Origin of the sequence: Candidatus Arsenophonus nilaparvatae (genome assembly GCF_045346035.1) — a bacterium.
GTDB lineage: Bacteria > Pseudomonadota > Gammaproteobacteria > Enterobacterales > Enterobacteriaceae > Arsenophonus > Arsenophonus nilaparvatae.
In genome coordinates this window covers 223,346-248,573 of the sequence record NZ_CP158507.1, presented here as the reverse complement: position 1 = coordinate 248,573, position 25,228 = coordinate 223,346, and the positions used below count along the sequence as shown (strand labels likewise).

The following is a 25,228-nucleotide window of genomic DNA, read 5'->3' as shown; positions in this document are numbered from 1 at the left end:
AATGATAGGTTTTTTTATTTGATAGCCTTAAAATCAATTACAGGCGGTTTTTTTTATGTCTGTACTTACTGGTTATCGATTTGCAGCCGTAGGCTGATTCGTTCAATAATCCACTACTAATATAACAGAGTTTCACTTGACAGCTATGGAGAAATAAACATTTATTTGATTTATAAAAAATGAATAGATTATCTATTTTGCAGTAATAATCGTCATTAAATTGATGATTAGTATTGAAAATGCTAATAAAAATCATCAAACATTTATCAAATTATTGTTTGTTTAATTTAGCTTTCTATTGGAATATTTAATTGTCAGATATTAGCTAATTTAAACATTTTTATTCACTTTGATTGACAATGATTAGCATTCTCCTCTGTTTCAAGGAGAATGCTAAATTCCAATTTGTGATAATTTTAATTTTGCAATATTAAGTCAGTTTTATTAATCGAATACAAAAAATTAAAGTGGTAGACATCAATGTCACACAAATAAAAGCCGCTGGCAGTGTGAACATATGAGCAATACCGCCAATCAAAGCCGGTCCAAGTAAAATACCGGAGTAACCTAGAGTAGAAACTGCGGCTACCGCTAATGCTTCAGGCATTATGGTTTGCTTTCCTGAAACAGTGAATAGCATAGGGGCAATATTTGATAATCCAAGACCTATTAGCATAAATGCGATTGCTAGAGTCCATAACGGACCATTGGCTACCAGAATTGCAAAGCCAAATATTGCCATAAAACTACCATTAATAAATACTCGTTGAGCGCCCCAGTGGCTAATTGCTTTATCGCCAAAGACACGACCAACGGTCATCATAATTGCAAATAATGTATAGCCTAGTCCGGCATGGTTAGGCGCAATATGCTGTTGACTGAGGAGTAAAATACCACTCCAGTCGAGCATTGAGCCCTCCATGATGTAAGCGATAAAACATAATAATCCCAATATAATCACACTACCTTTTGGTAGGACAAAAAAAGGCGTGTCATTAGAGGTAGTATAATTTGTTAGGCCGCTCCAGGTTGATACCATTAGAAAACTTATAAATAATACAACTAATATAATTACTTGTAAGGGTGTGGTGCCTAATGTTAATAACAAGCTAACAATGCCAGCACCAGCAAATCCTCCTAAGCTAAATAGTGCATGAAAACCGGACATGATTGGTTTTTGTGCCTGTTTTTCGGTGATAACAGCATGAATATTAACCACGACATCCATTGCACCAATACCCGCACCAAATAGAAATAGGGTGATTGCTAATGGTAAAACCGTTTCTATTGAAACGAGTGCTGGTAACATTACCAGCACTAATATTGTCGCTAGAGTAAATATTCGCCGACATCCAAAACGAGCTGCTAACATCCCAGATAATGGCATCATTAATAAAGAGCCGAGACCAAAAGCCAATAGTATCGCCCCCATAGTGCCATTCTCTACCTGTAGCCGTTGCTTGGCTAAAGGTATTAATGGTGCCCAGCTTGCCAAGCTAAAACCGGCAATAAAAAATGCTTTACGAGTAGCAATGATAGGCAAGTGCATAGCACTTACTATATTTATTTCAGACACAACGAGTTCCTCGACAGCGAACATACATTTTTGAAAAAGCGGTTGAAAATTAGCTTTGGTTTTTTAGCTCGGCAAAATCCACTATTTCATCGAGATGGCTAATGATTGAAGTGGCTTGATGATAGCATTGCTGAGTAGATAACTTGTGTGGCCAGGCATATATCCTACGAAGACCAGCATCATAAGCTGAACTGATACCTAAATCTGTATCTTCAATAACGATGGTATTATTGATGTTAGCTTTTAATTGAGTCATCATCGTTAAATAGGGTTCTGGATGAGGTTTGGTATATTTAACATCATTACCAGCAATTAATTTAATTGGGTTTAATAGTTCAAGTAAATTTATGTTTGCTAAACATACATCACGTGGAGCTGTAGAAACAAACCCAAATGGAACATGTTGTTGTTCTAACATATTAATTAATTCAGTGATCCCAGGGCGCAAATATTTTTTAGCTAATTTAGCTTTATAGGTTTCAACTATCTGAGCGGAAACCGATCGTTGCTGTTCTGGTGGAATACCAATATGTGATAAGGTTTCCTTTAAACTTAGGCCAATCAATTGTTGTGGTTCAAAATGCTGAGTTTGCTCAGCAGCCACAGTGCGTAGAACATCAAAATGTAATTGTTCGCTATCAACAATAACACCATCTATATCAAAAATAACCGTCAGTTTATCCATTTTGCTATCCTGCTTATCAGCTAATTAATATTAGATAGTCGTAGTAGTACTTTGCAGTTGGGAGCCTGAAGTGGAACCATCGTTTTGTTATCAATGTCGCAGCCAACGGTACGAAAAGCTGATAGATAATCGGAAAAATTGAATGTATGGCTTATTAGTTTATCTGCCGGGATTTGTTTATCGCGGATCATGGTGTAGGCACGTTCGAAACTATTATTTAGCGAATCAATTGAACCTATTACCGATAAACTTTTATCGGCGATTTTTAGTACGTCTATTGTTGCTTTCTTATCTTTTAAGGCCACATTAAGTAATTTACCGCCAGGAGCAAGATGAGAAATGAGTAATTCAGTCACTTGGCCGGTAGTATCAATACATAAATCTATTTGACTATTAGCTGCTCCATACTCTTGTTCTATTGCTGATTCAAAATCGTGATAGATTTTGCTATTGGGCGGTAAATTTTTACTCGCGAACTGATAACGATGGGGATTTTTTTCAACAATAAATGCATTTACACCACGTTGATGAAGCACCCACAAATAGAGCATTCCCATTGGGCCTGCACCGATCACTGCTGCACGAATATTAGTATGGGTAATTGCTAGTTTATCGACACCGGTAATAGTACAACTCAGGGGTTCAGTCAGAGAGGCGGCTTCCATACTGACATGATCGTCTAACTTAATTAAAAAAGCTTCTTTAGCTCGATATTGATCAGCAAAAGCGCCATCGTAGGAAACGCCGGCTTCAGTCCCCATTTTCATTTCACAATGATTAGGATTACCGGTTAAACACATTCTACATTTTTGGCAGGCATAAGTTGGATTGATAACAACCCGATCACCAACTTTAAATTTAGTGACATTATTACCAATTTCAGTGACTATCCCACTTGCTTCATGACCTAATGTGGTACCTGCTATTGCAACTGGGTAGTGATCATTAATAATACCGATATCTGTCCCACAAACGCCACATACTGCGATATTAACAATCACATCATCAGCCTCTAGGCAATGAAGGGCAGGAATTTCATGGATATTGACCTGCCAAGCTTGTGAATATTTAAGTGCCTTCATAGTATCATTGCCTCTGGTTTATTCGATTTTAACTGATTCATTTCATTAAATGTGATATCGAGTTTATTGATAATTTCATCGATATGCTGGCGGGTGCAAATTAGTGGAGGTCGTACTTTTAGGGTGCAGCTTTTACCATAACGTGATCCTCGGATGATAAGATGATGTTTGTAGGCGAGGCCAATAATTTGGGCTGCGTATTCTGGTGATGGTGTGTCGAAGCCAAACATATATCCAAGGCCACGAACTTTAGTAATATCATCGTGCTTATTTTGTAATGCAATTAAACTATCTCGTAAATAACTTTCATTTTGTTGTACATTAGCCAGAATATTTTCATCTTCGATGATATCAATAATTTCATTAAGTGCGGTTAGTGCTAATGGATTGGCACCAGAAGTACTTGAGTGCTCATAGAATTCAAGTACATCTAATTCTTCTTTCATTAAGACGCCTCCCGTAGGAATACCAATTCCGCCTGCGCTTTTAGCAAACACAATAATGTCAGGCTCAAGATCTTTGGCATAACCATTAGAGGCAAAGAATGTGCCAGTACGACCAAAACCGGTTTGCACTTCATCGGCAATAATAATAATGCCGTATTTATGACAGATATCTTTTATATAACGGTAGAAATCAGTGGGTATAACAATATTTCCACCATTTCCCATAATGGGCTCAATAATAAGACAAGCAATATTGTCATTAGAGCCAAGCTGGATAATTTGATCGAGATCGGGATAAGAAGCTAATGCATTTGTATCTTCAGCATCGGCTAACTGGCTAGGTGGCATAGGAATTTTAAGCGACCCTTCAATATTAATGCGAAAATTTTTGATTCGAAAAGCATTACCGGATATTTGTGCCGTTGCCAGCGATTGGCCATGATGAGCCAGGTAGAGTGAAATGACGCCAGAGCGGCCGGTCGCTTTTTGTGCCATTCTTATAGCACCTTCAACAGCACCTGATCCTGAAACATCTCTAAACCAAATACGATTAATTTTTTCAGGAAGATATTTGGTTAATTTTTGTAGAATGCAAATTGACATTTCACGGGTAAAAGCGGAGCTTAAATGGGTGCAGCGATCTATTTGCTGTTTTAGTTTATCGGTTATTCTTTTATTCGTATAGCCAAGTGGTAGATTGAATGTTCCTGAAGCTGCATCAATATATTTATTTCCGTCTATGATTAAGTAGGGACCATCACCTTGGTATTTGGCAATGAGCGTTTCAAATGTTTCCTGCATAATATTAAAGCCTCCAATTTGGTTAATATTATATATTTTATGGTTTTATTACTTTTGTTTATTAATAAATATCAAAAAATAAATTAAAAAATGATAATTACATATCAATTAAAAAATAATAAAAAAACAAATCAGTATTAAATTAATTAAGCTTAACCATGATAAGGCTATTTTTGTTTTAAATCAATTTGTTATGAGATTTTGCTTATAATGGATTAATTAATAAATTTAATGAAAAATTAAAGTATTTATAATTATAATATAAGTTATAATATCATTGTGATATTAAAAATAATAATTTAAAATTAAATATTTTGTTAATTCATCTCTATTATGATGTCTTTAATTAAAAAATTGAACAGACAATATTTTTTTTACAAAGGATGTTAATTTTTTTTAAAATATTATTTAATTATAAATATCGTTTGATATTATTAAATTAATATTTAACATGATTAGTAATGATTATTTAAAAATAACGTTATATTAATTGACTAGAAAAATAGTTTAACAAACGGTTAGTGGAGCTTAAATCGACGCTAGAGGTTTTTCTGTTAGGAAAAAATATCGACCACAACGTTTTTTCAACCTGCTTTGCCAGATAAAAATATTTTATTTTTTGTTGTTTACTATATTATACTGTTTTTTTATACAGTATAATGATGGTGATTGATATGAGTAATTTGCCTTTATTTTTAGATAAGATCACTTGTGGCTTTCCTTCTCCTGCGCAAGATTATGTTGAAAAGCGGCTTTCTTTAGATAAACAATTAATTCGTTTTCCTGAAAGTACCTATTTTTTGCGGGCATCGGGTCATTCGATGAAAGATGCCGGCATCTTAGATGGTGATTTGCTGATTGTTGAGTGCCATAACACAGCAAAACAGGGTGAGATTGTGATTGCTGAGTTAGATGGAGAATTTACATGTAAATATTTACAATTATCTCCATTTAAAGCACTGCTTTCAGCGAATGCTGTTTATCCGCCGATTGTCATCCATGAAGAGATGCTTGTGCGTATTTTTGGTGTTGTCAGATATGCTATTCATTATTTTTAAGCGACAAAATGTTTGCCCTGATTGATGTTAATAGTTTTTATGTATCTTGCGAGCAAGTTTTTCAGCCTGATTTAAAAGGAAAACCTACGGTTGTTCTTTCTAATAATGATGGTTGTGTTATCTCACGGTCTGAGCAAGCCAAAGCTTTTATCAAAATGGGGGCACCCTGGTTTGAAATTGAGCCGATGGTTAAAGCTAACGATATAGCGGTATTTTCTTCCAATTATACCTACTACGCTGATATGAGTATGCGTGTTATGGAAGTGTTAGCCTCTTTGGTACCAAAATTAGAAGTTTATTCCATTGATGAGGCATTTTGTGATCTCTCTGATATTGAGGCATTAGACGATTTAACCCAATTTGGTTTTTATCTACAACAACAAATTATGCAGCGCTGCCATTTGCCTGTTGGGGTGGGAATATCCACGACCAAAACATTAGCTAAATTAGCCAATTTTGCAGCCAAGCAATGGAAAGGGGCAAAAGGTGTCATTGATCTTAGTCAACGTGATAGGCAACAAAAATTAATGTCGTTAATTGCGGTTGATGAAGTGTGGGGGATAGGTCGAAAATTGGCTAAAAAGTTAAAATTAATGAATATTAAAACGGCATTAGATTTAAGCCAACTACCGCCAAGCGATGCGCGCAAATTAGGTTCTGTCATATTAGAAAGGACAGTCCGTGAATTAAATGGCGTTTCGTGTTTAACATTAGAACAGCAACAAAAAGCCAAAAAGCAGATAATTTGTTCTCGTTCTTTTGGCAGAAAGATCACTGAGTTTGAATTTGTTAGACAAAGTATTTGTGCGCATGCAGAGCGTGCAGCCGAAAAATTAAGGCAACAAAGACAATGCTGTCGAGCTGTTAGAGTTGCTATTCAAACTAGTCGTTTCTCGCCAAGCGATCCGGCTATTTACCGCTATGCGAGCAAAATATTGTTTTATCCAACGCAAGATAGTCGAGATATTATTAAGGCGGCAACAGAGATTTTACTGCAAATATGGCAGCAGGGAGTTAGATATAGTAAAAGTAGCGTCATGCTAAGTGATTTTAGTGATCCAAATTTGAGTCAACTTTCTCTTTTTACAACAGAAAAGCCATTTGCTAACGCTTATTCCCTTATGCAAGTGATCGACACTATCAATCAAAATCAAATTGCCAAAATAGGGTTTGCCGGGCAAGGGCTGATTAATAAAAAATATCCCTGGGTAATGAAACAAGAATATCTCTCTCCTCATTGGACGACGGATATTAATCAAATACCTATCGTAAAATGCTAATATAAGAAATGGTTTGGTAATATTTACCCTGCTGTATGTACCTGCTGTTTTTGAAAAACGCAGGTGATTTCACGTTTTCTTGTAATGGTTATTATGGCGGGCCATATCAGATTTTTATTAAAAAATTTAATGGTATTTTTTAATCTATAGTTTGTGACGGTTTTTTTAATGATCGATGGTTTATTTATCATATCTGCATAGCACATTCCGATATTAACTAATATTTAACAAATATAACAAAATATTAAAAAACGCTAAGTTATTAAATAATTAATTAACAAAAAATTAATATTAGTCTATACATTTTAACGTTAATAAAATTAAATAATGGAATATAGCATGCCATTGGTAAACTCGAGTGCACCATCATCTAGCTGGTTATTTTCTACATTAGATCTTTTACGACGCGATAAAAAAGCTGCTGAAAATATAGCGAGTGAAGAAAATCCAACAGATAATTTAATCAATTCAGAAAATGCAATGCTGCAAGATGAAGCAACCTCATTGACTTCACAGTCAAATAACGCTGTCACCAAGCATGAGCATGATAGTGTTGTTCTTAACAATCCATTGCCTGATAAATTACCAACTGTCTTATCATTGTCAAAAGAAGATTTTTATCTTTCTGTTAACGATGAACGGGTTAGATTGTTATGTGGTCTACTAACCGAGGAGGGTTACATTACTTGTCAACCTTGCGATATTATTTTAACCAGTGAGTTGATAAATCATGTCACTGACTATTTGACCCGCTATAAAGATAATGAAGAAAAGATAACCGCCTTTGTCAGGTTATTACTTAAACCCTCAGGGGAATATGGCGCTAATCAAGGTGAAAAAATCTCGTATAGCCGTCAACAGGCAGTTATTACCGATTGGCTACAATATGCAATCTTTGGTGAGTCAATGGATAACTGGCTACTGGCACAGATAGAAAAATATCAAACGCAACAAAAGGCCTTTATTCTGACAGCCAAGTTCACCGATAAACTACACCAAATTATAGCGGGCGGTATTCCATCAGATAGCTGGAGTTTAATGCAGACTGAGCAAACTAAATCGTCAGAGAATTTCCTGTTACGTCATGAAGATCTGAAAAATGATCACCACAATCAAATCGAATTAACTTTGCCGTATGCGAGGCTTGATGATTATTATCAGCAACAGCTATTAAACCGTATTATGCCAACATTGATGTTGCAGCCTAAAAAACCAGATGAACAACAAAGACTGCAACAAATGGCGATAAATCAACCAGAGTGGGGTTATCTCCATGCAGGGACAGCATTACTGAGTGAAAGTGGCGCTGATTTTAATAGTATGAGTCTGAATGAGATTATTGATATCGGTATATGGCTAGAAATGATGCTGACGGAGAAAAAAGTTCCTGCTGAATATGTTCAATACTTCAAATTACCTGCCATGATCCATGACCGATTAAATAAAGAACATACTGCTACCACCACACGGGAAATGACCGACGTTTATCACAATTATTTTGATTATTTAACGCAATATGGCCAAAACAATCCCTTTATCAAATTGGTTACTTTATCTCAAAGTTGGAAGTCCCGGACAGAGCTTGCCCACCAACAATTAAAAGCGCATGAGCTGGAAGAGAGTTGGTTAGATGATTATTTGTATCACAATAGAGAGGTTGACTTTCCGAATAAACAGCGACAGATGATCTCATTACCTAATATAAATCAAATTTTTGCCGAGCAGAACCAACAAATTGCTAGATTTACCGAACAGACAGAAAAAATCTTGCTCCCCCTGACGTTTAATTCAATTAGACAAAGCGAACAAAAGTTTATTGAACAGGCTGACATTCAACTGGTGAGGGCCAAATTTGATGCCACCAGTAGTGTGTACAGTGCCCCGTTACCGCCAGCAGCAAGACAAGGAATGAGAGATTCAGATGCATTAGTGACCAAGGTACCCGAATCGATTGATCTGCTGAAATATATGTTTGATGGCGAAACACGGATGTATGCATTAACCCTGGAGCAGGATATAGGACGTTATAAATTATATCGGGTTGATTTCAATAAAAATTCAATTCTTGGCCTATTTGGCCATGATAAATAGTGCCTATCAGGATGATTATAAATTAAAAATAGAGACCATTTCGTCCTTAAAAGCCGAAAATGATAAACCGGATATACTATTCGCAAAGTTGGCTAAACGACATGGTGAAAAATTATGTCAAAAGCTACATGATGAGGGTTATGAGAAAACAACCCGGCAAAAAGTGGAGGATTTTTTCTTAAGCCTGATTCCATTCTATACCTGTATTACTGAAGCCCAAAAAGGCAATACTAATAGGGCGATCGAAGCCGGCTTATTCGATATCGTAAGTTTTTTACCAGTTATAGGCAAAGGTGCTCAAGTTGGTCGCCGATTCAGCGTTGCGATAGGAGAAACTGCAGTTAACGCCGGACGAGTAGCATTAGCGCAGGTTACAATCAGACAAGCATTACTTGAAGGCGGAAAACAATTCGTTAAATTTGGCATTCCTCATATAGCAAACCGTTTACCGCAAAAAACTTATATTGACTTAGGAGTCACTCTTTTACGTAGTGCTGATCCGGGTTTTGAATTGCTAACATTGGGCGGCATAAAAGGGGTTAATGCGCTAAAAAATGCGGCGAGCCAACTACAAAAGAAAATTCACGGATTAAACCCATTAGCTAAAGCGTTAGAAAAAAAGGTAAAAGAGTTGGCTGTTGAGTCACTGGAGTCATTCAAGGTGGAGACGGCCTATCGCCCTGAATTAAAAAGAGAAGTTCAGGTCGTAAATATTGGCCAGCAGCAAGGTAAAAACATTTGGGTACAAGTCAACTTGGAAAGCAATACCCTTTTTGGTCGAAAATATCTGCGTAATTCAGCGAGTGAACTGGAATTAGCACCGGTACCAATACGCGAGCGGTTTTATCAACTAAAAACTGAAGGAATGGGGGGGGAAGGGGGCGGGTAAAGCCGCTCAAAGATGGTCTGTGGAATCTAAGCGAGTGTTAGGCTCGGCAGCAAATGCTGAGCGATTCGATAAGCTAAAAGAATTAATTATTAATCGGGAAGCTAACACTGTTATCAATTTATCCAATGCGGATTTGAGTAATATAAACTTTACCAATTATTTTAATATGTTTAATGTAAAGGTCGATCTCTCATTAGCTAACCTAACCAATATTAATTTAAGTAATAGTAAGCTATATCAAATTAACTTGGCGAAAGCTAATTTGGCTGGAACGAGTCTAATGCATTCTGATCTAACCGAAGCTTCAATGGTGGGCGCTAACTTACGTGACGCTAAATTGAATCAGGCTATTATGAGCAAGGTTGATCTAAGATCGGCTGAACTGACAAACGCGACACTAAACGGCGTTGATCTGACAGAAGCTAAGCTACAGGGTAGTAAGCTGGCGGAAGCACAGATGATTTTCAGTAAACTAAATAACGCTGATTTAAGTATCGCTGATTTACATAATACAATATTGATTAATGCTGATTTGACGCAAGCTAATCTAGTTGGCGCTAATTTGACTGCTGCGGATATGACAGCAGCAACACTCACAAACAGCAACTTAAATGACGCTGAATTAGGAAATGCAATCCTCAATAACGCTGATTTAACGCAAACTAAAATGCATGGTACTCAATTAATTGCCGCTCAATTGGAAAATGCAAATCTGACAGAAGCTAGACTAGGCAATGCTAACTTATCTCAGGCTAACTTAGCCGGTGCCAAGTTGATAAAAACTAACTTGGCTGAAATCAAGGGAATTAATGCTATTTTATCAAATGTTGATCTATCAAATGCTAATCTGATTGATGCTGAGTTATTTAATTCTAAATTACTCAATGCTAATTTACACGAGGCTGATCTCAGTAACGCAAAGTTACTTGACGCTGACTTAACTGGGGCTAAATTGATTAAAGCTCGATTAGAGAATGCTATTTTGTGCAGAGCTAATTTAAGCAAAACTAATTTAACGCAGGCTAAAATGTATCAGGTTGATTTAGTGGCAGCTAATTTGAATGATGCTGTGCTAACGGGTGCTGATATGAGAGAGGCTAAATTAGTAAAGGCTAATTTAATTAACGCGCAATTACAGGGCGTTGATCTTAGCAAGGCTGAACTAAAAGAAGCCGTTCTAAAGTCGGCTAATCTGAACGATGCTAAGTTGATAAGCGCTAAATTAAATGGTGCTAAATTAATTAAAGCACAACTGGATGAAGCTAACCTATCTGATGCCTTGTTAGTCGAAATTGATTTGACAGAAGCTAGTCTGGTAAAAGCCAATTTACATAGCACAATTTTAATCAGGGCTGATCTTACTAATGCTGATTTGACCGAAGCTAAATTGAGTGAGGCAAATCTATTTGAAATTGATTTTGAGAATGCTAACTTGACTGCGGTTAAAATGCATAAAGCTAATTTGAATAGTGTTAGTCTAATTAATGCTAACTTGAGTAGAGTTGATCTGACGAAAGCTGACTTAAAAAAGGTCAATTTCACTAAAGCAAATTTATCGGGTGCTGAGTTTACAGAAGCGCAATTAGAAGACACTAATCTGACTGAGGCTAATTTGAGTGGTGTTGATCTGACGAAAACTGAGCTAAAAACGGTCGATTTCACTAAAGCGGATTTATCGGCTGCTAAGTTGACAGAAGCGCAATTAGAAAATACTAATATGGCTGAGGCTAATTTGGCGGGTGCTAAGTTAAACAAAGCCAACATGCAGCTAGTTAATTTGACCAAGGCAGAATTAAATGGCGCAAAATTGTATTATGCTGATCTAAGTGGCGCTACACTCACTGATGCTAACATGGCTAATACTGAATTGGATAAAGCGATCTTTGCTGCTGCTGAGTTGAATAATGTTGATTTGACTAAGGCCAGTATCAGATTGGTTGATTTAAAGAGTGCCAATTTGAGTGGCGCTAAATTGAATAAGGCCGATCTGACCGGGACTAAGCTGAAAAATGCCAATCTAGAAAACGCTGAATTGTATCAGGCAAATATGCCAGAGGCGGAACTATGCCAGGCTAATTTGAGTCAAGCTAAATTAATTGAAGCTAATCTATATAAGGCAGATTTGACTAAAGCGACTTTAACTAAGGCTAAATTAAAGGGCGCTAAATTATATAAGGCTAACTTGGCTGAGGTCACTATGAATCTGGCTGATTTATCTAAAGCTGATTTGAGTGGTGCTGAACTTTATAATGCCAATCTGAACGGAGCAAATTTCAGCAGCGCTGTATTAAAAAATACAAAATTGAATGATGCTCATTTAGTCGCAGCTATTTTAACGGAAGCTGATCTGATTAATGCCAATCTGACGGGTGCTAAATTAATGCGTGCTGATTTAAATGGTGCTAATTTAACCGCTGCTAATTTGACTAATGCAATTCTGACTGACGTTAAATTGAATAGAACTGAATTGGCTAAGGCTAATTTAATGGATACTAAATTACTGGATGCCCAGCTAACAGAAGCCAATCTAACTGAAAGCAGATTAAATAACGCTGATTTGACTCGCGCTAACCTGAAAGCGAGTAAACTGATTCGGGCTGATTTGCATAGTGCTAAGCTAAACAACGCCGATTTAACTAACGCAACCTTAATGGGTGCTGATTTGAATGGTGCTGACTTGAGTGGTGCGACGTTAGTCGGTACTGAGATTAAAAATGTTGAACTCAGTAAGACTACGCTAGCACGATTACATATTAATAATACTGATTTTACTGGCACGGCTCTCAACGATACCTTTACCCTTGACCTGCCGAATGAGTGGAATGAAAGTAAGTTAGATTTGCTGCTTAACCATTTTAATAATGATGGGAGTATTTTAACAAGTATCAATAGTATTGATCATGCCTATGATAAGCTAAAAACAGAGCTGGTTATTCAATTAATTAACTCGCTGGATCAATCCGCCATTAATCTCAATCGGGTCACGTTACCATTAATAGATATTATCGGTAAACCGCCGTTTATAGCAAATCAGCAAATCAATAATTTTATTAATAAATTGTTAGATAATTACTTAAAAGATCATTCATCCGAATTGCTAAGAGCCCTGGAAACTCACCCGACAATAATTAATACTTTGTTTAATTATTTTGACCAACAGCCGAGTTTGATGGTGTTACAAGGATTCCATAGTAGCTTTATGCAAACTTTATTGGCAGCCAGGACGGAAGGTCTTGACGTTGCGAATGCTTGGTTGGCTAATAATTTGTATGAAAAATATTTACATTTACCTTATATTCAACAGCAACTGCAATATGAACAGATTAAAGATATTTTTGGTGATGGTAACGGTAATGTAGATTGGAGCGATAATGATGCGCCAAACTATCTCTTTTTATCGCCGACCAGACAAGGCAGGGTATTGGTTGTTTCTCAAAATATCCTGTCACAAATGTTACATCCGAATGTAGAAACCAAATGGGATAATATTTACCGCTTTCAGGATGGCGAATGTTTAAACTTTACTGAGTCTAGTTTAAATGAATGCTACAACGAGGAGTTTCCTCTATTCTCGAAATATTTTACTTATAATACTCATCAGGCCACATTTAGTAAGTTAATCGAGGCGCTGAATTTGGGTGACCAACTTAAACCTTTATTTGTTGATACATTGAAAACCAATACATTTACTACAAAATTAGTAGATGATGACTCTCAACAAGCATTAAGTGATGTATTTTCTAAGGTACTTAATTTTGCAGATAATAGTTTAAAAAGCGAAAATTATAGCCAGATCATGGAATTATATGGCTTGACATCAAGTTCAGATAGAGAAAAAGCAGAACATCTATTCTCATTATCAGCCGTTTTTACCCGTTACTCTTCCAGCACTGTATTTGGTACTGAGCATCATTCACCGTTAATGTTAAGATATTATGCCTACGCTTTAATGGAACAAGCCCACAAACTTGATCCAACCCTAATGGGTCAAGTTACATTTAATGATTGGAAGGCGAGATTGTTAGGAATAGGGGATGCTTTCACTTGTACAGCGCTTTTATCTGACGTAATGATTGTGATAGCTAGAGAACGTTGTAATGAAGTTTTAAAAAGGATCCAACCACCGGCATGGCGGTAAGATACTTGCTATATTAATTTAGCTTATCAATAAAATGGCACTGTTGTTGTTTGTCACAGTGCCATAATTAAGATACTAATATTTGTCCTTAGCCAGTTTTTTACTGATTACGGCTATCAGATTAGCATATCACTAACTAATAATATTATTTATTGTTATTCTCTTTAAATTATTCATAGTGAAATATAATTCAGTATTTAAGCTGAATTATATTATTAATAAATATTTATTACATTCTAACAATAAGATTTAAATAACTAGCTAATATGACAATAGTAAAGCCATTAATAATACATTAATTTATTATTTTTGTATTAAAATAATTTATGGGGAATTCCATAGTAATATTTAAGGTGAAAATAATATATTCTTCTATAATTATTTTTCACTTTTTGTTTTTTTATGATAAATGGAGAAAAATTTTAATGCAAGATAAATTAGAGAGTCAAAATCAAACTAAACATTTAATCAATGGCACTGATGGTAATAATATATTAAAGGGTGGTGCAGAAGACGATTGCATAAATGGAAGTGAAGGAAATGATACTATTAAAGGAGGGGCAGGAAAGGATTGGCTTTACGGTCATGAAGGCAATGATAAAATATATGGCGAAGAGGGGGATGATTTTATTTTTGGTGATGAGGGAGATGATAAACTATATGGTAATGATGGGCATGATGATATTTTAGGCTCAGAAGGTGATGATATTATAGAAGGCGGAAATGGGTCTGATTCTCTCTATGGTGGCCGAGGAAATGATAAGATAGATGGTGGTGATGGAGATGATAGAATTATAGGTGGCCCTGGGGCTGATAAATTAACCGGAGGCATAGGTAAGGATCTTTTTTCTTATAACTCAGTAAATGATTCTACAGCAGAATCACCGGATAGAATAACAAATTTTCAGAGCGGGATAGATATAATAAATCTTTATGGTGTAATAACAGATGATAAACTTAAACAAATTCCGATTAAAAAAGTAGATAAATTTACTGGAAATATAAATGAATTATTGCTTAATTATGATGAAAGCATTAATGAGACTAGTCTAATGTTAGATCACGATGGTAATGGGCAAGCGGAATTTAAAATTGACATTGTAGGTAAAGTCGATTTTGAGCAGGATATTATATTTTTATTACCGTTATAGTAAAAAAATTAATTAATATTCAATAATTATGTAACGACTCGAAATAATCGGGTCGATATTTGAAAATATTAATTAAACATTCAATACATCTTACTATCAAAAATAAATATTGTAATTATCAAATTTAAATAACTGATAATATGATAATAGTGAAGTTATTAATAATATAGGAAGTTATTGTTCTATTGTTAAAATGATTTATTGAAAATTAATGACGCTATTTAAGGCTAAAATAAGATGCTCTTCTATAATTATTTTTCATTTTTTATTTTTGTAATGATAAATAAATAGAGGGAAAATATAATGCAAGATAAATTAAACAACCAAAACACGACTCATAATCTAATTAATAGCACTAATGATCATGATATATTGTATGGCACGCCAACAAATGATCAAATAAATGGTCTTGAAGGAGATGATCAAATAATTGGTTATGCTGGTAATGATACCTTAGTCGGAGATGCCGGTAATGATATTATTTCAGCTGGTGATGGCGATGATCGCTTGGAAGGTAATTCAGGCAATGATCGTCTGTTAGGTGAGGCCGGCAATGATATTATCAAAGGGGGAAAAGGGGATGACAGTTTATCTGGTGGTGAAGGTAATGATCAAATATTTGGCGATGAGGGAGATGATAGCATAGAAGGCGGTGCGGGATACGATAGCATAGCAGGCGGTGATGGCAATGATACGATAACAGGTGATGCTGGCAAAGATCGTATCAACGGTGGTGCAGGAAATGATATTATATCCGGCGGTGGGGGAAATGATGACATATCCGGCGATGATGGAGATGATACGATAACAGGTGATGCAGGTGAAGATCGTATCCAAGGTGGTTTTGGAAATGATAATATATCCGGTGGTGAAGGCAATGACATATTAATCGGTAATGATGGCAATGACAGCATATCCGGCGGCGATGGTGATGATATTATTATCGGCAATCTTGGCGCCGATCATTTAACTGGTGGTGCTGGCAATGATAAATTTATGTATTTTTTAATAAATGATTCTTTGACAGAATCGCCAGATAAAATAGATAATTTTGAGACAGGCAAAGATACAATAGATCTTTCTTATCTTACAATAATTGATGATAAAAAAATTGAGATTAAAAAAGTAGATAGTTTCACTCATCAGAAAAATGAGTTATTGCTTAACTATAATGAAAGCACCAACAATACCAATCTAATGTTAGATCAAAATGGTGATGGGCAAGCGGAATTTAAAATTGACATTGTAGGTGAAGTCAATTTTGAGCAGGATATTATATTTTCATTACCGTTATAGTAAAAACAAAATTAATTAATATTCAATAATCATTTAACGGCTCGAAATAACCGGGTCGTTTGCCGAAATAATCTGACAGTAACAAAAATATGAATGATAAAATTATGGTACTGAATTGAGTTCCTAATTTTTTATTATTTCACTGAATCTAATTATCATAACCTCATATCTCGCTGTTATCGAAGAATGATAATTATTTTATCTATGTTACCTGCTGTAATAATTGTATTATTTTTTAATAAACTTTTATTGCTACGCCAAAATTTATAGAACCTTCTTTAAAGCGCTAGCATAGGTTAATAACATGAATGAAATAAAATATATTAACTAAGGTTAAAATAACTATTTAAAGTATAAAAAATAATTAACTGAGAAAAATCTTTGCTAGCAAAGGAAAAAATCCATAACTCAAATATAATAGGCTATTTAAACTAAAACATTGGAACCATAATGGCTACAATAAGTTCAACGTTTTCACCAAATGCCTGGTTATCATCTACTTCAAATCTTTCACACCATAATAAACGAGAAGCTGAAAATATATTAACTGAAGAACAGTGCTCAAATGACAAAGAAACTCGAAACAATCAAATACAAAAAAATGAAAAGCGCCAATTAAATGCTTCACAGGATAAGAAATTCGCTATTTCAGCTATAAATAGCGCCGATGTAACTGGCATACAATCTGTTAAGAATATAGAAACATTTTTACGAACTTCAAGCCAGCCAATAAATTTTACTTTACCCGCTACCGAGGCGCCATTTTTTTATTCAGTTGCATATCAAGAACAAAATCGGCTGTTATATTCTTTATTAATTCAAGAGGGTTATACAATAGATCCGCATGAGGATGGCACATTATCATATCGTTTAGTTAATCATATCAGCGATTATCTTTCGCATAATGAAAATACGGAAGCAAAGCAAGCGACCCTTGCAAAGCGACTATTAAAGCCATTAGGTGAGTATGGTGCGGGTGAGGGAGAGAAAATTTCATCATCTCGCCAGCGCGGGGTTATTGCTAAGTGGTTGCAGCGTGCGGTGCTAGGCTTGCCATCGGACAAATGGATTTTACTGCAACTTGAGGCTGCAATAACACTCAATATGGGTAAAATAAAAGATAATCGATTGCTTGATCATCAATATCTAAAACAAAAATTTTTTCAACAACTTAAGAGTAGCAACGGACTGGCTATATTGTCTCCGCAGGCTCGTACGTATTATCAAGAAAATGTATTGAGCAGAGTCATGCCTACCTTCTGTCTGCAGCTTAAGGATCCGGATGAACAAATAAGACTGGAAAGTATGATGGTAAATCAACCTGCGTGGGGGTATTTGCATGCAGGTGCTATGCTACTCAGCGAAAGTGGTGCTGAACTTAATCAAATGAGTTTGGATGATATTATTAATACCGGTGTTTTACTGCAAACACTTATCGTTGAGCGGAAATTACCGGCTGAATATGCTCATTATTTCAAATTACCGGCTCTCATCCATCAGCAATTAAAACCAGAATATATGACAGATAGCGTAGAAATAAATGAACAAACTATGTCATCTATTTATCGACACTATTTTAATGAATTAGAACAAGCCAACCAAAACAACCCTTTTTTCAAACTTAATAACTTATTACAAAACTGGAAAAGCCGGCCATAACTTGCCCGCCAACAATTAACAGCACATAATATTGATGAGAGTTGGTTAGATAACTATTTGTATCAAAAGAGTGAGGTTGCCTATTACAATCGCTGGGGCGAAAAGCCATTATTACCTAGTATAGATAAAGTTTTTGCCGACCAAAACCAACAAATTGCTAAACTTACCGAACAGACAGAAAAAATCTTGCTCCCCCTGACGTTTAATTCAATTAGACAAAGCGAACAAAAGTTTATTGAACAGGCTGGCATTCAACTGGTAAAGGCTAGATTTGATGCCACCAGTAGTTTGTACGGAGTCCCGTTACCGCCATTAGCAAGACAAGGAATGAGAGATTCAGATGCATTAGTGACCAGGGTACCCGAATCGATTGATCTGCTGCAATGTATGTTTAATGGCGAAACACGGATGTATGCATTAACCCTGGAGCAGGATATAGGACGTTATAGATTACATCGAGTTGATTTCAATAAAGGTAAAATTCTTGACCTATTTCCGAATGATGGATTAGCTCGCTATGATAATGATTATAAATTAAAAATAGAGACCATTTCGCCCTTAAAAGCAGCAAATGATAAACCGAATATACTATTCGCAAAGTTGGCTAAACGACATGGTGAAAAATTATGTCAAAAACTGCGAGATGAGGATTATGAAAAAACAGCCCGACAAAAAGTGGAGGAGTTTTTCTTAAGCCTGATTCCATTCTATACCTGTATTACTGAGGCCCAAAAAGGCAATACTAATAGGGCGATCGAAGCCGGTTTATTCGATATCTTAAGTTTTGTACTGTTTGCTGGCAAAAGTGCTCAAGTAGCTCGTCGGTTGGGTATTGCTGCTAGTGAAGCCGCTATTGATGCACTACGGATTGCGCTAAGACATGCGACGATTGTTGAGGCTTTAAAAGAAGGCGGAAAACAGCTCATCAAATTTGGTCTACCTCATATAATGCAAAGTGTACCAAGAAAAGCTTATGTTGATGTAGGTGTAGCGTTTATCCGTTCAGCTGATCCTGGATTTGAACTGTTAGCAACTAGTGGATTAAAAGGTCTCAATAACCTAAAAAATGCCGCTATAAATGTAAAACAGAAAATTAGCGGTTTAACTCCGTTGGTAGAAGCGTTAGATAAGCAAGCTAAAGCGTTATCTATTGCACCAGTTGAGTCTTTCTATACTGAACGCGCTTTTCGCCCTGATCTGGCAAAAGTCGTTCAGGTAGTTAACATTGGCCAGGAACGCGGAAAAGATATTTGGGTACAAGTGGATCCTACAACCGGTGTTCTTTTTGGTCGAAAATATCTACGAGATGCTGCCGGTAACCTGGAGTTAGCACCGGTTTTAATACGAGAACGTCTTTATCGGTTAAAAACCCAAGGTATGGGTGGAAAAGGTGCTAATGCAGCCGCCAAAAATTTATCTTCTCAATCCGATACAGTTTCAACTCAATTAGAAAAAATATCGCTTAAGCAATTGGACAAATTATTAGTAAATCGACAAGCTAATACGATTATCGATTTATCCAAAAAAGACTTGAGTAACATGAAGCTTTCTCATTGTTTTAATCAAAACATAGACAGCGCTTTTGTTAATCTAAGTGGCTCTAATTTAACTAAGTCTAAATTGATTAAGGCTAATCTAATTCGCATTAAGCTAAATGGTGCCAATTTGACTGAAGCCAACCTGACAAATACTAACTTATATGCCGCGGATCTATCAGAAGCCAACCTGACAAATGCTAAGTTATTGGCAGCTGATCTGACCGAAGCTAACCTGACAAATGCTAAGTTGTGTGCCGCTGATCTGAGCGAAGCTAATCTAACAAAAGCTAAGTTATTAACAGCCAATCTGATAGATGCCGATTTAACAAAGGCTAATTTATTAGTCGCTAAGCTAAGTAAGAGCAAACTTACTAATGCTAACTTATCCGCAGCAAATTTTAGTAATAGCGAAATGATTGATGCTGACTTAAGTGGAGCTAAGCTTAATGATGCCAAAATCCTTCATGCTAACATGCACGGAGCTAATCTGGCAGGGGCTGACCTGACAAAAGCGAATTTAACCGGTACTAATATAATCAATGGCAATCTCAGTAATGCTAACTTATTAGCAGCTAATCTAACCGGGTCTGAACTACAAAATGCTAACTTGTTAGAAGCCAATTTAACACAAGTTAACCTGACAAATGCTAACTTATTTGTCGCAAATCTGGCAGGTGCCAAGCTGATAGAAGCTAACTGTTTAGACGCTAGTCTGATAAGTGCTGATTTAAGAGGCGCTAATCTAACCAATAGCGATCTCACTAATACAGACTTAGAAGGTGCTAATATAACCGATGCCAATCTGACCAAGGTTAACTTAAATGAAGCTAATCTGACAGAAGCTAACTTGACAAATGCTAACTTGCAATTAGCTAATTTAACCGATGCCAACTTGATAAATGTCAACCTGACAGGTACTAACTTAGCAGGAACTGATTTTAGTGGCGCTTTATTGCGTAGAATTAATTTTAGGGATGCTAATTTAGCTGATGCTAATTTGGCGGGAGTAGATATTATAGCTGTTGATTTTTCTGGTGCACTCTTAAACAGCACTCTTACAATTAATCCATTTATTGAATGGAATGACGCGACCTTGGATTTGATACTTAATCATTTTCATAATCTAGAAGGTAGTTTATTAACCAGTATCGATAGCATAGATGATAGATATCGTGTATTAAAAACTAAACTGGCTTTGCAACTTATTCATTCTCTTGACCGTCCTGGCATTAATCTTCTTCAGGTCAGGTTACCATTAATAGAGGTTTTGGGCATACCTCTTTTTATCAACAATCAAGAAATTAACCATTTTGTTAATAAACTGATAGAAAATTGTCTAACCGACTCTTCCTTGGGACTACTGAATAACTTTAAATCCCACCCTCAACTAATTAAGCCCTTTTTCAATTATTTCGCCCAACATCCGCATTTGCAGCCTCAGTCCACGTTAATAGTTCTTTTATTCAAACCATAATAGCGGCCAGAATGGCTGGAATAAATGTGGTAGAAAATTTGGCAATTAATGAACTATATGAAAAATATTTAAAACTACCTGAAATTCAGCAACAACTGCAACACCCAGAAACTAAATACACTTTTGGTGATTCTGAAGGCAATGCAAACTGGGCAGACAAACATGCAATGAATTATCTATTATTATCATCAAAAAAGCCAGGCAGAGTGATAGGACGTGAGATATTTAAACGGGAAACGTGCGATAAATGTGGATCTACCTGGGACAAACTGGATCTATCTGGGACAAGTCAGGGTGATTAAGTTACACATAGTGAAACAGAAATCATCACTCAAATTAATCGATTATTGAAATCATATTGCTGCTTGACGCCTAGGAATTTCAAAGTTTTTTTTGGTTAAAAAATAACCAAAATATATGATCTGGGTACCTATAACTGATAGGCCATGTCTGTAAGCTGCTTAAAGCGATTCTGAGAACAAAGCGGTACGGGTTTGGATGGTTTAGGGGGAGAAAACTCCGTAACGAGGCTCACAGTGGCCTTAAAATAAACATCTAGCTCAGATGTCTGGCGCTAGTTTCACAGAAGACGATTTGCAGCCGCTAGGCTGATTCGTTCAAGTCGTATCCAGTTCAGTCGGTAGAAGAGCATGATGGCTTTGCTTCTCTTCTCCTGATGCCTATTCTGGTAATTTGATCTGCAGGGATGTAAGTGGCAAGAGCGCCGTAGTCCTGATGAATAACATCGCCATACTCTACCCACTCATCGCTATTTGCCGGACTTCTATGCGTGACATAGAGAATGACATCGCCGTTATTACCCAGTGTAAAAGGCCCATTTGGAAGTTCCTCGAAGCGCCCCGGCAATCGTGATAGCAAGCCCGAGCCATCCTTCAGTACCACAAGTAATTCGGTCGCCCGATAATCCGTCAGACCAAACATTTGCTGCCAGGCAGAGTGGGTACTGTCAGACCATGAGATATTATGCTGCCGGAGAAACGCGCACAACCGTTTACGCCACAATGCACCCAGGGTAAATGCCAACAACACGGTTGGCAGCGCTGCTGCGTAAGCATTGACGCCACACCAAAGTGTCACGTGGTATATTACTGTCGGCAACAGGCTAAAAATCAGTGTAGAGAAGAGAATATCAATGGGTTTATGGTGTTCTTTCAGACCAACATTGGCAATAAAGTAGCTAATGTAGCCAGAGGCCAGCGTTACGAGTGTTGCCCAGGGTAAATCCAGCAGGGTTGAATCAAGCATATTTATCGCCTTTGCGTGGGTGCTATCGTAATGATAATAGTAATAAAAAAATGCTGAGGTACTTAAAGCGCGTTATAAATGATCAGCCTGCCTGCTTATCCTCATCTTCAAACAGATTGCCCTGGATGCGGGCCAGCTCTTCTTTTTTAACCCGTTTTATCACGGAATAAATCCACTGTAGCGAGACTTCGTACTTGCGTGCCAGGGCACGGTGGTTATGGCCGTTGAAATCGGCAAATATCTCCCGGTCGCGCTGGTTTATTTTCCACATCAGCCCCATCGGAAAGTAGACATTCTGCCCGCCCCAGACCCGCATCATTTGATTAGCGACGGCATCGCCTATCTGGCTAGCAACAGCGGGATCAACGTCGATAATCTGCCTAACAGTCTGTGCGGTGTGCTCGGCCAGCTCAACCAGTAACTCAGGCCCTTTACTGCGAAAGGTATGCTCTAGCATGAGGTTGCCCTCACCACGCGTTTTTGCCACTGCTTGAGTTTCTCGATAACCTGGCTGGCCTGCTGGCTATCCAGCCAGTAAGGCGAATCACAGCCGGTTTCCCGTTTAACAAAGTGGGCCAGGGCTGTTGCTGACGCATCCCGGACAATGCCCTCATCGGCCATTGCCTGCCACAGGGCCTGCATTTTCTGGATTTGCGGACGGTCGGTCTGCTTTTTCGTCGTGGGTTGAGTCGGTTGGATACGAAAGCCTTTGGCTTTCAGGGCGTTTAACACTTGCGCCAGTTGACCGATATTCAGGGCTTTTGCCGAGGTTTCTCCGGTTAGCCTGTGCAGCATCTGGCGGTAAGTCGTGTCGTCCAGTTTGAGATGATGGGCCGCGATATGGATTAACTGCAGGTATTTTTGTCGGGTCATCGGAGGCGTCCTTTATCGTTTTGGTCTGGGTCAGGATTCCTTATGCCATGAATAAAAAAATAATCCTTCGGGTTTTGAAGGATTATAAAATGAATATCGTTATTATACAATTGAATGAATTGTACGCCTATTTTCTGCTATGACTTCTTCACGCAAATCGCCCTGGCATCAATATCCTTGAAGGTTTCAAATTTTTCTGCGAACTGTTTGGCGGCCTGTTGACAGGCGGTTGCCGTGTCAAACTCCTGTGTATGCAGCGTGGAAAAAGCATGACCGGCATAGGGACTGGCGTATAGGGCTAAAATTAATATCCACATGATAATTTATCCTCTTTCACTGAATTAAGGTCGGATGTTCAATAAAACAAAGGCTGACCGCAATGAACACCAGGAAACCGGCAAACAGGCGGTTTTGTTGTTTGCGGGTTTCGGGCGATTGAAAATAAGGCCGCAAGCGAGTGGCAATGAATGCGTAGAGCGTCATCATCAGCGCATCGACCATTACCATCGTCAGAGTCATAAGGGTAATTTGTGGCCCTAACGATTGGGCCGGATTAAGAAAGACCGGTAGTGTGGCGAGTAGGAAGGCGAGCGCTTTGGCGTTGGTGATATCGGTCAGAAAACCCCAGCAGAACCGTTGCGAGCCGCGGATCAATGTCACGACATCGTAGGCATCCATGATGACCGGTGCGCGCCAGGTTCGGTAGGCGGCAAACAGTAGCCAGAGTACGCTGATGCCTTTCAGCAACAGCCAGGCGGCCGCTGAAGCGCGCAACGCTTCCGTGCTCAGTGCCACAATGGGCACCATCAAAGCTAATGCCGTGGCCTGACCGGCAATAAGCGGTAGCGTCTTGCGCCATCCCCGCTGGAAGGCATGGTTAAGCGTGAGGATAGCGCCCGCACCGGGTAATACGGCACTGAGCAAGGCACCCCCTAAAAAAACTAACCAAAGGTCAAGGTTCATGGTTTATTTACCTCGTGCGTTTGATGATGGGGTGGTATTGATGGCGACTTTGCCGTGATACCTTTTAGCGGCACGACATCCCAATTAAGTACCCAGGCGCTATACCGCTGTCCGCAGTGTGGACAGGTCAGTAACAGGTCAATCCCCCACTCACCGCTTTCAGGTTGCTGAATAACGTCTGCCTGGACGGGCTGCAGGTGGTGAGTCGCCCGATGGCAGCTGATGCAGGTAATGCTCATAATGTGTCTTCCTCATCTAATCGTGCTATCAGTTCGGCCAATATCTCGAAGGCATTTTGAAAGTCACGATACGCCGCCGCGGAATGGTCTGCCCGCAGGTGATGTATGCCGCGGTTTATGTACCTTTCAATCTGACGGCGTAGAGGTTTTATTTCCTGATAGCTCATGAGGCCACCTCCTGCTCGAAGGGGGTAATAATGAAATCCTCAAGCTGGTTGCGAAACGTAATGCCGGGAATATTCAGTCGCTGGATAGTGTCCTGATTTTTGAGCAGGGCATTTTTATCAAGCTGTGCTTTGCGAATAATGCAGTCGGTCTGTCCGTTTTCTTCCAGCGCCTGCAGGATATCGTCCATCCCTTTTAGCGAAACGGACGGTGGGCGGTTACGCCATGACACCTCGCCGGTTATCAGGTTGGCGGTTTTGGTTTTGCCGTTTTGGGTAAGCTCTTCACGGTTGGCCTCGCACCAGGTCTGGATACCTCTTTGCAACAGGGTGATGCGGGCTTTCATGGCTTCAATATCAGCCGCATGTTGATGGGTTAAGCGCGCAATTTCATCGTTAATCTGTGTCTCCAGCCGGGTCATTTCCCGCTGGATATCGCCCAGACTTTTAATATCGCTTATCACCTGCTCACGGGTTTGCGGGGTGCAGGAAGCCGCCACGGCTTTAAGCCGCGTTATTTTCTTTGCCATCTTTTTTACCTTTTCATTAACAACGTCGG

The 25,228-nt window shown here is 38.0% G+C and carries 22 protein-coding genes; 10 read left to right on the top strand and 12 right to left on the bottom strand.

Going from position 1 to position 25,228, the window contains the following annotated elements; all coding sequences use genetic code 11:
- Window positions 1–430 precede the first annotated feature (430 nt).
- Genes WH390_RS01180 through WH390_RS01165 form a run of 4 tightly spaced genes read right to left on the bottom strand, consistent with a single transcriptional unit; the run spans window position 431 to window position 4,590 of the window.
- Complete coding sequence (locus tag WH390_RS01180; protein ID WP_187290945.1) at window positions 431–1,600, bottom strand: MFS transporter; 1,170 nt, start codon at window positions 1,598–1,600, stop codon at window positions 431–433.
- Between the two features lie 25 nt (window positions 1,601–1,625).
- The gene (locus tag WH390_RS01175; protein ID WP_032115414.1) at window positions 1,626–2,261 is read right to left on the bottom strand and encodes an HAD family phosphatase; all 636 of its coding nucleotides are present in this window, start codon (window positions 2,259–2,261) and stop codon (window positions 1,626–1,628) included.
- A gap of 20 nt (window positions 2,262–2,281) precedes the next feature.
- Window positions 2,282–3,343 (bottom strand): zinc-binding dehydrogenase, encoded by a 1,062-nt coding sequence (locus WH390_RS01170; RefSeq protein WP_032115413.1) that lies wholly within the window; start codon window positions 3,341–3,343, stop codon window positions 2,282–2,284.
- Window positions 3,340–4,590, bottom strand: coding sequence for an aspartate aminotransferase family protein (locus WH390_RS01165; RefSeq protein WP_032115412.1), 1,251 nt, complete (start codon window positions 4,588–4,590; stop codon window positions 3,340–3,342). The genes WH390_RS01170 and WH390_RS01165 overlap by 4 nt, the downstream gene beginning before the upstream one ends.
- A gap of 674 nt (window positions 4,591–5,264) precedes the next feature.
- Here WH390_RS01165 and umuD point away from each other — a divergent pair.
- The 10 genes from umuD to WH390_RS01115 all read left to right on the top strand — a co-directional run bounded on the left by umuD (window position 5,265) and on the right by WH390_RS01115 (window position 21,466).
- A complete protein-coding gene (gene umuD, locus WH390_RS01160) occupies window positions 5,265–5,648 on the top strand; it encodes a translesion error-prone DNA polymerase V autoproteolytic subunit (protein WP_238565685.1) in 384 nt (127 codons plus the stop codon).
- Window positions 5,649–5,656: 8 nt separating this feature from the next.
- A complete protein-coding gene (gene umuC / locus WH390_RS01155; RefSeq protein WP_032115410.1) occupies window positions 5,657–6,928 on the top strand; it encodes a translesion error-prone DNA polymerase V subunit UmuC in 1,272 nt (423 codons plus the stop codon).
- A gap of 339 nt (window positions 6,929–7,267) precedes the next feature.
- Entirely contained in the window at window positions 7,268–9,019 is a 1,752-nt protein-coding gene (locus WH390_RS01150; protein ID WP_032115408.1) for a hypothetical protein, read from the top strand.
- The gene (locus WH390_RS01145) at window positions 9,009–9,908 is read left to right on the top strand and encodes a hypothetical protein (RefSeq protein WP_148305556.1); all 900 of its coding nucleotides are present in this window, start codon (window positions 9,009–9,011) and stop codon (window positions 9,906–9,908) included. The genes WH390_RS01150 and WH390_RS01145 overlap by 11 nt, the downstream gene beginning before the upstream one ends.
- Before the next feature lie 19 nt (window positions 9,909–9,927).
- On the top strand, window positions 9,928–14,046 hold the full coding sequence (locus tag WH390_RS01140) for a pentapeptide repeat-containing protein (protein ID WP_148305555.1): 4,119 nt from the start codon (window positions 9,928–9,930) through the stop codon (window positions 14,044–14,046).
- Window positions 14,047–14,471: 425 nt separating this feature from the next.
- Window positions 14,472–15,197, top strand: coding sequence for a calcium-binding protein (locus WH390_RS01135; protein ID WP_052044878.1), 726 nt, complete (start codon window positions 14,472–14,474; stop codon window positions 15,195–15,197).
- 303 nt (window positions 15,198–15,500) lie between these two features.
- A complete protein-coding gene (locus tag WH390_RS01130; RefSeq protein ID WP_052044877.1) occupies window positions 15,501–16,493 on the top strand; it encodes a calcium-binding protein in 993 nt (330 codons plus the stop codon).
- A gap of 450 nt (window positions 16,494–16,943) precedes the next feature.
- The gene (locus WH390_RS01125; RefSeq protein ID WP_032115406.1) at window positions 16,944–18,152 is read left to right on the top strand and encodes a hypothetical protein; all 1,209 of its coding nucleotides are present in this window, start codon (window positions 16,944–16,946) and stop codon (window positions 18,150–18,152) included.
- Window positions 18,153–18,209: 57 nt separating this feature from the next.
- A complete protein-coding gene (locus tag WH390_RS01120) occupies window positions 18,210–21,164 on the top strand; it encodes a pentapeptide repeat-containing protein (RefSeq protein WP_052044876.1) in 2,955 nt (984 codons plus the stop codon).
- An 11-nt stretch (window positions 21,165–21,175) separates the two neighbouring features.
- Window positions 21,176–21,466, top strand: coding sequence for a hypothetical protein (locus WH390_RS01115; RefSeq protein WP_406850623.1), 291 nt, complete (start codon window positions 21,176–21,178; stop codon window positions 21,464–21,466).
- A gap of 331 nt (window positions 21,467–21,797) precedes the next feature.
- Here WH390_RS01115 and WH390_RS01110 read toward each other — a convergent pair whose 3' ends face one another.
- The 8 genes from WH390_RS01110 to WH390_RS01075 form a co-directional block, all read right to left on the bottom strand.
- The gene (locus WH390_RS01110) at window positions 21,798–22,283 is read right to left on the bottom strand and encodes a hypothetical protein (RefSeq protein WP_406850622.1); all 486 of its coding nucleotides are present in this window, start codon (window positions 22,281–22,283) and stop codon (window positions 21,798–21,800) included.
- A gap of 229 nt (window positions 22,284–22,512) precedes the next feature.
- Complete coding sequence (locus tag WH390_RS01105) at window positions 22,513–22,887, bottom strand: Mor transcription activator family protein (protein WP_032116685.1); 375 nt, start codon at window positions 22,885–22,887, stop codon at window positions 22,513–22,515.
- Entirely contained in the window at window positions 22,881–23,303 is a 423-nt protein-coding gene (locus tag WH390_RS01100) for a gp16 family protein (RefSeq protein ID WP_032116684.1), read from the bottom strand. Before WH390_RS01100 ends, WH390_RS01105 begins: the two co-directional genes overlap by 7 nt.
- Before the next feature lie 137 nt (window positions 23,304–23,440).
- Window positions 23,441–23,620 carry a hypothetical protein gene (locus WH390_RS01095; protein WP_032116683.1) on the bottom strand — a complete coding sequence of 60 codons (180 nt, stop codon included), beginning with the start codon at window positions 23,618–23,620 and terminating at the stop codon, window positions 23,441–23,443.
- A 16-nt stretch (window positions 23,621–23,636) separates the two neighbouring features.
- Window positions 23,637–24,266, bottom strand: a complete 630-nt coding sequence (locus WH390_RS01090) for a LysE family translocator (RefSeq protein WP_032116682.1) — start codon at window positions 24,264–24,266, stop codon at window positions 23,637–23,639.
- Window positions 24,263–24,505 carry a hypothetical protein gene (locus WH390_RS01085; RefSeq protein WP_032116681.1) on the bottom strand — a complete coding sequence of 81 codons (243 nt, stop codon included), beginning with the start codon at window positions 24,503–24,505 and terminating at the stop codon, window positions 24,263–24,265. The genes WH390_RS01090 and WH390_RS01085 overlap by 4 nt, the downstream gene beginning before the upstream one ends.
- Window positions 24,502–24,672, bottom strand: coding sequence for a hypothetical protein (locus WH390_RS01080; protein ID WP_187290976.1), 171 nt, complete (start codon window positions 24,670–24,672; stop codon window positions 24,502–24,504). The genes WH390_RS01085 and WH390_RS01080 overlap by 4 nt, the downstream gene beginning before the upstream one ends.
- Window positions 24,669–25,199, bottom strand: a complete 531-nt coding sequence (locus WH390_RS01075) for a host-nuclease inhibitor Gam family protein (RefSeq protein ID WP_032116680.1) — start codon at window positions 25,197–25,199, stop codon at window positions 24,669–24,671. The genes WH390_RS01080 and WH390_RS01075 overlap by 4 nt, the downstream gene beginning before the upstream one ends.
- Window positions 25,200–25,228 lie beyond the last annotated feature (29 nt).